A 6,915-nucleotide genomic window follows, 5' to 3' on the forward strand; every position below is an offset into this window, starting at 1 on the left:
CATGGAAGCGCCGAAGATGGCAGCGGGAACCGACCGGCTCCTCTTCTTCCACAACCTTGACGGCCACAAAGCGGTCATGAACATGACCGCGAGCCGGAAGTCCCTCTCGCTCGCGCTCGGGATTGAAGAGGCAACGATGGTGAAGACCCTTGCGGATGCGCAGTTCAACGGGAAGGTGATCGAAGACGGCACGCTCTCCATGCAGAAGCCTGATCTCACGAAGCTCCCCATCATGCACCACTTTCCGAAAGATGCCGGGAAGTACCTCACCTCGGCTATTGTCTTCTCGCGCTGGGATGGCGTGGAGAACGCATCAATCCACCGGATGCTCGTGCTTGATGACCACCGGCTGGTCGCACGGCTCGTCGAGGGACGGCACACGCATGTGATGCTCAAAAAAGCCATCGCGAAAGGCGAGAAGCTGCCCGTTGCGATCACGATTGGGACGCACCCGGCCGTCACGTTTGCCTCCTGCACGCGGGTACCGACCGGAAAGGAACTCCCGTTTGCTGCAGAACTCATGGGAGGTACGCTGAAGGTGAAGAAATGCAGCAATGGCGTGCTCGTCCCTGATGCGGAGATCGTCCTTGAAGGGTTCATCACGGCTGAACTGACCGATGAGGGCCCGTTTGTGGATATCACCGGGACCTATGACCCTGTCCGGAGACAGCACATCATCGAGATCACCGGCATGCACACGAAACCGGATTTCATCTACCACGGCATCCTGCCCGGTGGGGACGAGCACAAGATGCTGATGGGGGCGCCCTACGAGCCGAAGATCTACAAGGCAGTTGCCGGGGTCACCGAAGTAAAGGATGTCCTCCTCACGAAAGGGGGCTGTGGGTACCTTCACGCGGTGATCCAGATCCGGAAGAGCACGCAGGGCGACGGGAAGAACGCCATCATGGCAGCCTTTGCCGCCCACACGTCGCTCAAGCATGTGGTTGTTGTTGACGAGGACATTGACCCGGCAAATCCTCATGAGGTCGAGTACGCCATCGCGACCCGGGTCAGCGGGGACCGGGATATCATGATCATCCAGGGGGTCCGCGGCTCATCGCTCGATCCCTGTCAGCTCGAGGACGGGACAAACGTGAAGGTCGGCGTTGATGCGACCATGGTACTCGGGCGCGAAGCCGAGTTCACGCGTGCCACGTGGTGAGACCATGCATCTTGACCGAGACGACGAAAAGATCCTTGCCGGGGAGCAGGGCGAAACGAAGCAGAAGATGCTTGAGCTCCTTGTTGCGCTCGGCAAGGTCTTCGGGGCGGAGCGGCTCGTCCCGATCAGGAGTGCGCAGGTGAGCGGGGCGTCCTACAAGACCATCGGTGAGTACGGCCTCCAGTGGCTTGCCTCGCTCGATGCAAAAGCCGTTGTGCCGGCGGTGCTGAACCCGATCGGCATGCCAAGGGGCCGCTTTGAAGAGATGGGTGTTGACCCGGACTTTGCCGTAAAGCAGCAGGCGGTTGTTGCAGCCTACGAACGGCTTGGTATTGCCCTTGAGTGCACCTGTACGCCCTACTACCTCCGCGAGACCTCGTTTGGCGACCACCTTGCCTGGTCGGAGTCCTCCGCGGTCAGCTATGCAAACTCCGTGATCGGTGCCCGGACCAATCGCGAGGGCGGCCCCGGCGCCCTTGCCGCAGCGATTGTGGGAAAGACGCCGTGTTACGGGCTCCACCTTGAAGCGAAGCGCAAGCCGCAGGTGATCGTCCGCGTCGAGGCTGATACCCGCAACTGGGACATAGCCCATTACGGGGCGCTCGGGTACCATGCGGGAAAACTCGTGGGCAACCGGATCCCGTTCTTCTCGGGGCTTGAGTCCGCCATCCCCGAACGGCTCAAGGGGCTCGGGGCGGCGATGGCGGCGACCGGTGCTGTGGCCCTGTACCATGTCGAGGGCGTGACGCCCGAGGCAGCGCAGGGACTGTTCGACCTCTCCGGCCTTGAGGTGATCAATGTTGAGACAGGGGATGTCGAGCGGCTCTTCAAGGAGATCCCGGTTGATGCTGTTGCCGTGGGCTGTCCGCACTGTTCGCCTGCGGAACTGGAGGAGATTGCCGGCCTCCTGAAAGGGAAGGTCGTCACCATGCCGTTCTATGTCTTTGCCGCGCAGGGCGTGATTGACCGGAACCAGAAGACCGTGGACCAGATCGAGAAGAGCGGGGCCCGGGTCTTTGCCGATACCTGCATGGTGGTCTCGCCCGTTATGGAGCAGTACGAGGCGATCATGGTGAACTCAGGCAAGGCCCTTGCATATGTGCCGGACATGTGCGCCGCGGTCTCACGTATCGGAACAGTTGCCGAGTGCGTGAAAGTGGCAACGGAGTGATCTTCCCTTTCAGGAGATCACGGCCACAGTTTTAAAAAAGTTCCTCACCGTACGGCCAGCAGGATCTTCCGGATCTCTTCCACGGCTTCGGGTGAGGGATTTTTTCCCGGCCGCACGCCGTCACCATAGGAAAGGATCTTCCTGGCAGTTTCCATGTTCAGGTTCATGAACGGGATTTTGTCCCATACCTTCTGGTCGATCTTGTTCCACGTGCACTGGAGCAGGTGAGAGAGGAGCATGATGTCAGATTCCGACAGCAACTTCCAGTCTGCACCGATGCCCTGCTGCATCAGTTTCATCGAACCCTCGACTGTCTTCCCGCGGTGGACATGGTACAGGCGCCTTCCCAGCTCTGCCTGGGTTACCTCCGGCATTTTCTTACCTCCAGCCCCGTTTCGGGGATGATGAGTGAGTCCCGCTGTGCACCCATAAATGTTGCGGAGGACTGGCCGGGGCACAAACGGTCAGCCACAAGCAGGGGAAAATGCTATAATCACGGACAGGATAATTCCCCTGTGAGGGAAATATGCCTTCTACCAGTAAAGAGGAGCTGGGCAGGAGACGGTTCGAGCTCCAGAAAGAACAAGCGATCGAGGCAGCGATCGAGAAGATACGCCGCGCCCCGGATGCCGGATGGGCCTCTTTTTCCGGCGGGGACTACACCCGCCTCCGGGAGATCCTTGCGGAGATCTGGATCGGTGTTGACCGTGAGAAGTGGCAGCAGTACACGTTCTCCACGCTCACAAAGGAGGATATCCGCGAGCTTCTCGAGCTTTACGGAACCGCACCGGGCCGCGCTATCCCCCGCGCAACCATGGAAGCCATGGATGCGGTCATCTCCCATACAAAAAACGCAGGGAAAAAAGGCTGACACGTCGTGAATGCCCCGGGGGCCCTCCCCCGGCCGGCCCCGAATATGCGCGATAACCTTATTATAGCTGGAATCTGTAGGTTCTATCATTAGGAGGTAACGAGATGGTTGGTTGGGAAGTCCCCATCGGGGCTGCCATCGCATTCTCCTTTGGTGCGATAGGTACGGGTTGGGCGCAGTCACGCATCGGAGCTGCCGGCGCCGGAGCGATAGCAGAGAAACCAGAGACCGCAGGTACCATCATCATCCTTGAGGCAATCCCCGAGACCCTGGTCATTCTCGGGTTCGTGGTCGCCTCGATGATCATTCTGATGGTAAAGTAATACTCCAAAAGGAGATGGCTCCGGCGCGGGAAGCCCCGTGAGCAGTGCGTTCCCAAAAAGCATATTTTTCATCCCTTTCCCGGGCCGGGAACCCCGGGAGAGACTCGGCTCGCAGCCCGCCCTGCCGGAGCAGGCAAAAGAGGACGGTGATGCCGTGGCCTATGACAATCTTTTAAAATCCGTGGAGGAGAGTGCAGAAGCGCGGGAGCGGGAGCTCCTGCAGAAGGCAGATGAGCAGGTGGAAGCGATCCGGGCAGAAGCAAGGAAACGGGCCGACGAGATCCAGCAGGCCATGGTCCGTGACGCAGAACGGTCTGTGGCCATCGAGCGCAACAAGCAGCTCTACCTGGCAAAGGGTGAGATCAAGGAAAAATCCCTTCTTGGGCGGGAGAAAGTCTTCCTCTCCGCGTTTGCAGAGGCAGAGAGACGGTTGTCCGGGCTCCGGCAGGATACTCACTATCCTGCAATCTTCGAACGGCTCGCTCGGGAGACGGTCAGCGCGATGGGAAAAAACCCGTTTGTTCTCCATGTTGACAAACGGGACCTTGAACTCTGCCGGGCAACACTCGCGGCGATGAACGTCAGCTGCGAGATCATCCCCGACATCGGGTGCACCGGCGGCCTTGTCGCAGCATCCCCGGACGGCCTTGTCACCATCGCCAACACGGTCGAGTCACGGCTCGAACGGATTCGGGAGCACAAGCGGCTTGCGATTTATAAGATCCTCTCCGGAGGCTGAGATGGACTGGGGGTACATCAATGCCCGGATCCGGGGGATGAAGAGCCGGCTCCTGGACCACCGGACGCTTGACAACCTCATCCTGCAGCCGGACATGGACTCACTGATGGCCGAGCTTGAGAAGACCGCGTACCGTGAGGACCTCATCGAGGCGAAAGGGAAATACACGGGAGTCACGGCGGTCGAATACGCCCTCCGGAACAATTTTGTCCGGACATTCCGGAAGGTTCTCAACTTCTCGAAGGAGAAAGAGGCCCGGCTCTTTATCAGCATCTTCCTGCACCGCTGGGATGTCCAGAACATCAAGACGATCCTCCGCGGAAAGAACATTCACGTGACGAACGAAGAGATCGTGGACTGCCTCGTTCCCGTGGGCGAACTGGACGAAGCAGCCCTGACCGAGCTTGTCCGGCAGCCGGACGTAAAAGCAGTGATTGACCTTCTTGCAACATGGGATATCCGCTGGGCCCGGCCGCTCACCACGGCATTTCCGGAATTTGCCAGGAGCGGCGACCTCGGGATGCTGGAGTGTGCGCTCGACCGGTTCTATTACAACGACGCCCTTCTGGCAGTTTCGGGAAAAGGGGCAAACAACGCGAAGATCCGCCAGGTGCTCTCGCTTGAGGTCGACGTGGTGAATATCAAGACTATCCTCCGGATGGTGAGGGACCGGATCGCGGTGGAGGATGCGCAGAAGTTCCTGCTGGAAGGAGGACAGGCACTGGACCAAAAGATGATCGCCCGGGTCCTTGTCCTCCCCACGATCGCAGAAGCAGCAGCCATGCTCTCAACGACGTGGTACCCCACCATGCATCCCACGCGCTACCGGTTCCTTGCAACGATACCGGAGGATGTACTCCGGGCCCAGAAGATATCTGTCATCGAGAAGCAGTTGGAGCGGCACCTGGTGAGGGAGGGTGTAGACTCATTCCTTGGCGACCCGTTGAGCGTTGCTTCGCTTATCGGGTACTTCTGGGCCAAATACAACGAGATAACGAACATCCGGATCATCTCGCGTTGCAAGACGGCCGACTTCCCGGTCGAGAACCTCAGGGAGGAGCTGATTTATGTTTAAGCTCGTCATCGTAACGGACAGCGACCGGGCATCGGGATTCCGTCTCGCGGGAGCAGAGGTATACGAGGCGGATGGCATGGAGGAGGCAAAGGCCACAATCCCCCCGCTCCTCCACAAGGATGACATCGGGATCGTGGCAGTGAACGAGGAGTACATGCTCGGGCTTGACGAGAAGCTGATGGACCGGATCGAGAAGATGCACCGCCCGCTCATCATCCCGATCCCGTCGAAGAAGAAGGAAGTGGACCGGCGGACGTACATCGAGCGGCTCCTCAGGAAAGCGATTGGGTACAACATCGTGCTGAAGAGGTGATGGTATGATATCGGGGACAATTTCACGGATCTCGGGCCCGGTGATCGTGGCAAAGGGCATGAAGGGGTCCAAGATGTATGACGTGGTGAAGGTCGGGGCCGAGGCCCTCCGCGGCGAGATCATCCGGCTCGAAGGGGACGAAGCGGTCATCCAGGTATACGAGGACACGACCGGCCTCACGCTGGGCGAGGCCGTTGAGAACACGGAGACGCCGCTCTCGGTGGAGCTGGGCCCGGGCCTTCTCTCCTCCATCTACGACGGCGTTCAGCGCCCGCTGCCGGTCTTGAAAGTGATGAGCGGTGATTTCATCGGCCGCGGCATCACGGCACCCGGACTGGACCGGGAGAAGAAGTGGGAGTTCTCGCCCTCGGTGAAACAGGGCGACAAGCTCGGATCCGGGGACATCATCGGCACGGTACGGGAGTTCCAGTTCGAGCACCGCATCCTTATTCCCCCGAAAGTATCGGGCACCGTCACCGAAATCCGGTCCGGATCATTCACGGTTGAGGAAATCGTCTGCGTGCTCGACAATGCGGTAAAACTCAGCATGATGCACACCTGGCCGGTCCGGCTCCCCAGGCCGCACATCAAGAAGCTCGACCCCCTCCTGCCCCTCATCACCGGGCAGCGGGTCTTCGACTGCATGTTCCCGGTCACGAAGGGAGGAACCGCGATGATCCCCGGAGGGTTCGGGACGGGCAAGACGGTCTCGGAGCAGACGCTCGCGAAATGGTCGGACACGCAGGTCGTGGTCTACATCGGGTGCGGGGAGCGGGGCAACGAGATGACGGACGTGCTCGAGGAGTTCCCCGAGCTCGTGGACCCACGGACGAAACTCCCGCTCATCGAGCGGACGATCCTGATCGCCAACACCTCCAACATGCCGGTGGCCGCCCGCGAGGCCTCGATCTACACAGGCATTACTATCGCCGAATACTTCCGGGACATGGGCTATGATGTTGCACTTCTGGCCGACTCGACCTCCCGCTGGGGCGAGGCGCTCCGCGAAGTCTCGGGCCGGCTCGAAGAGATGCCGGGCGAGGAAGGCTATCCTGCCTACCTCGCAACCCGGCTCTCGGCCTTCTACGAGCGGGCCGGACGAGTCATCTGCCTCGGGAGCAGGGAGGGGGCAGAGCGGACCGGTTCGGTCACGGTTGTCGGTGCAGTCTCTCCGCCCGGCGGGGATTTCTCGGAGCCGATCACGCAGAACACGCTTCGCGTTGTGGGAACATTCTGGGCGCTCGACACAAATCTCGCC

General features: G+C 60.1%; 9 protein-coding genes. 8 read left to right on the top strand and 1 reads right to left on the bottom strand.

Going from position 1 to position 6,915, the window contains the following annotated elements; genetic code table 11:
* Window positions 1-1,165: UbiD family decarboxylase (locus tag CW742_RS04735; RefSeq protein WP_292417197.1), on the top strand; the 1,165-nt coding region annotated here is incomplete at its 5' end.
* A 4-nt stretch (window positions 1,166-1,169) separates the two neighbouring features.
* Complete coding sequence (locus tag CW742_RS04740) at window positions 1,170-2,336, top strand: aconitase X catalytic domain-containing protein (RefSeq protein ID WP_292417200.1); 1,167 nt, start codon at window positions 1,170-1,172, stop codon at window positions 2,334-2,336.
* A gap of 44 nt (window positions 2,337-2,380) precedes the next feature.
* On the opposite strand, the gene CW742_RS04745 is transcribed toward CW742_RS04740, so the two are convergent.
* Window positions 2,381-2,710, bottom strand: coding sequence for a hypothetical protein (locus CW742_RS04745; protein WP_292417203.1), 330 nt, complete (start codon window positions 2,708-2,710; stop codon window positions 2,381-2,383).
* 152 nt (window positions 2,711-2,862) lie between these two features.
* Here CW742_RS04745 and CW742_RS04750 point away from each other — a divergent pair, with 152 nt between their 5' ends.
* The 6 genes from CW742_RS04750 to CW742_RS04775 all read left to right on the top strand — a co-directional run.
* Complete coding sequence (locus tag CW742_RS04750) at window positions 2,863-3,207, top strand: hypothetical protein (protein ID WP_292417206.1); 345 nt, start codon at window positions 2,863-2,865, stop codon at window positions 3,205-3,207.
* Window positions 3,208-3,311: 104 nt separating this feature from the next.
* A complete protein-coding gene (locus CW742_RS04755) occupies window positions 3,312-3,530 on the top strand; it encodes an ATP synthase subunit C (protein WP_015284299.1) in 219 nt (72 codons plus the stop codon).
* A gap of 37 nt (window positions 3,531-3,567) precedes the next feature.
* Window positions 3,568-4,269 (top strand): V-type ATP synthase subunit E, encoded by a 702-nt coding sequence (locus CW742_RS04760; protein WP_292417210.1) that lies wholly within the window; start codon window positions 3,568-3,570, stop codon window positions 4,267-4,269.
* Window position 4,270: 1 nt separating this feature from the next.
* Window positions 4,271-5,344 carry a V-type ATPase subunit gene (locus CW742_RS04765; protein WP_292417212.1) on the top strand — a complete coding sequence of 358 codons (1,074 nt, stop codon included), beginning with the start codon at window positions 4,271-4,273 and terminating at the stop codon, window positions 5,342-5,344.
* The gene (locus tag CW742_RS04770) at window positions 5,337-5,657 is read left to right on the top strand and encodes a V-type ATP synthase subunit F (protein WP_292417215.1); all 321 of its coding nucleotides are present in this window, start codon (window positions 5,337-5,339) and stop codon (window positions 5,655-5,657) included. Before CW742_RS04765 ends, CW742_RS04770 begins: the two co-directional genes overlap by 8 nt.
* A gap of 4 nt (window positions 5,658-5,661) precedes the next feature.
* The coding region (locus CW742_RS04775) for a V-type ATP synthase subunit A (RefSeq protein ID WP_292417219.1) at window positions 5,662-6,915 on the top strand (1,254 nt) is incomplete at its 3' end.

It is taken from the genome of Methanoregula sp. (genome assembly GCF_002835825.1).
In the GTDB taxonomy this organism is placed as follows: domain Archaea; phylum Halobacteriota; class Methanomicrobia; order Methanomicrobiales; family Methanospirillaceae; genus Methanoregula.

Coding starts and splice junctions, on each gene's coding strand:
- CW742_RS04740 (WP_292417200.1), top strand. CDS start 1,170: ATGCATCTTGACCGAGACGACGAAAAGATCCTTGCCGGGGAGCAGGGC.
- CW742_RS04745 (WP_292417203.1), bottom strand. CDS start 2,710: ATGCCGGAGGTAACCCAGGCAGAGCTGGGAAGGCGCCTGTACCATGTC.
- CW742_RS04750 (WP_292417206.1), top strand. CDS start 2,863: ATGCCTTCTACCAGTAAAGAGGAGCTGGGCAGGAGACGGTTCGAGCTC.
- CW742_RS04755 (WP_015284299.1), top strand. CDS start 3,312: ATGGTTGGTTGGGAAGTCCCCATCGGGGCTGCCATCGCATTCTCCTTT.
- CW742_RS04765 (WP_292417212.1), top strand. CDS start 4,271: ATGGACTGGGGGTACATCAATGCCCGGATCCGGGGGATGAAGAGCCGG.
- CW742_RS04770 (WP_292417215.1), top strand. CDS start 5,337: ATGTTTAAGCTCGTCATCGTAACGGACAGCGACCGGGCATCGGGATTC.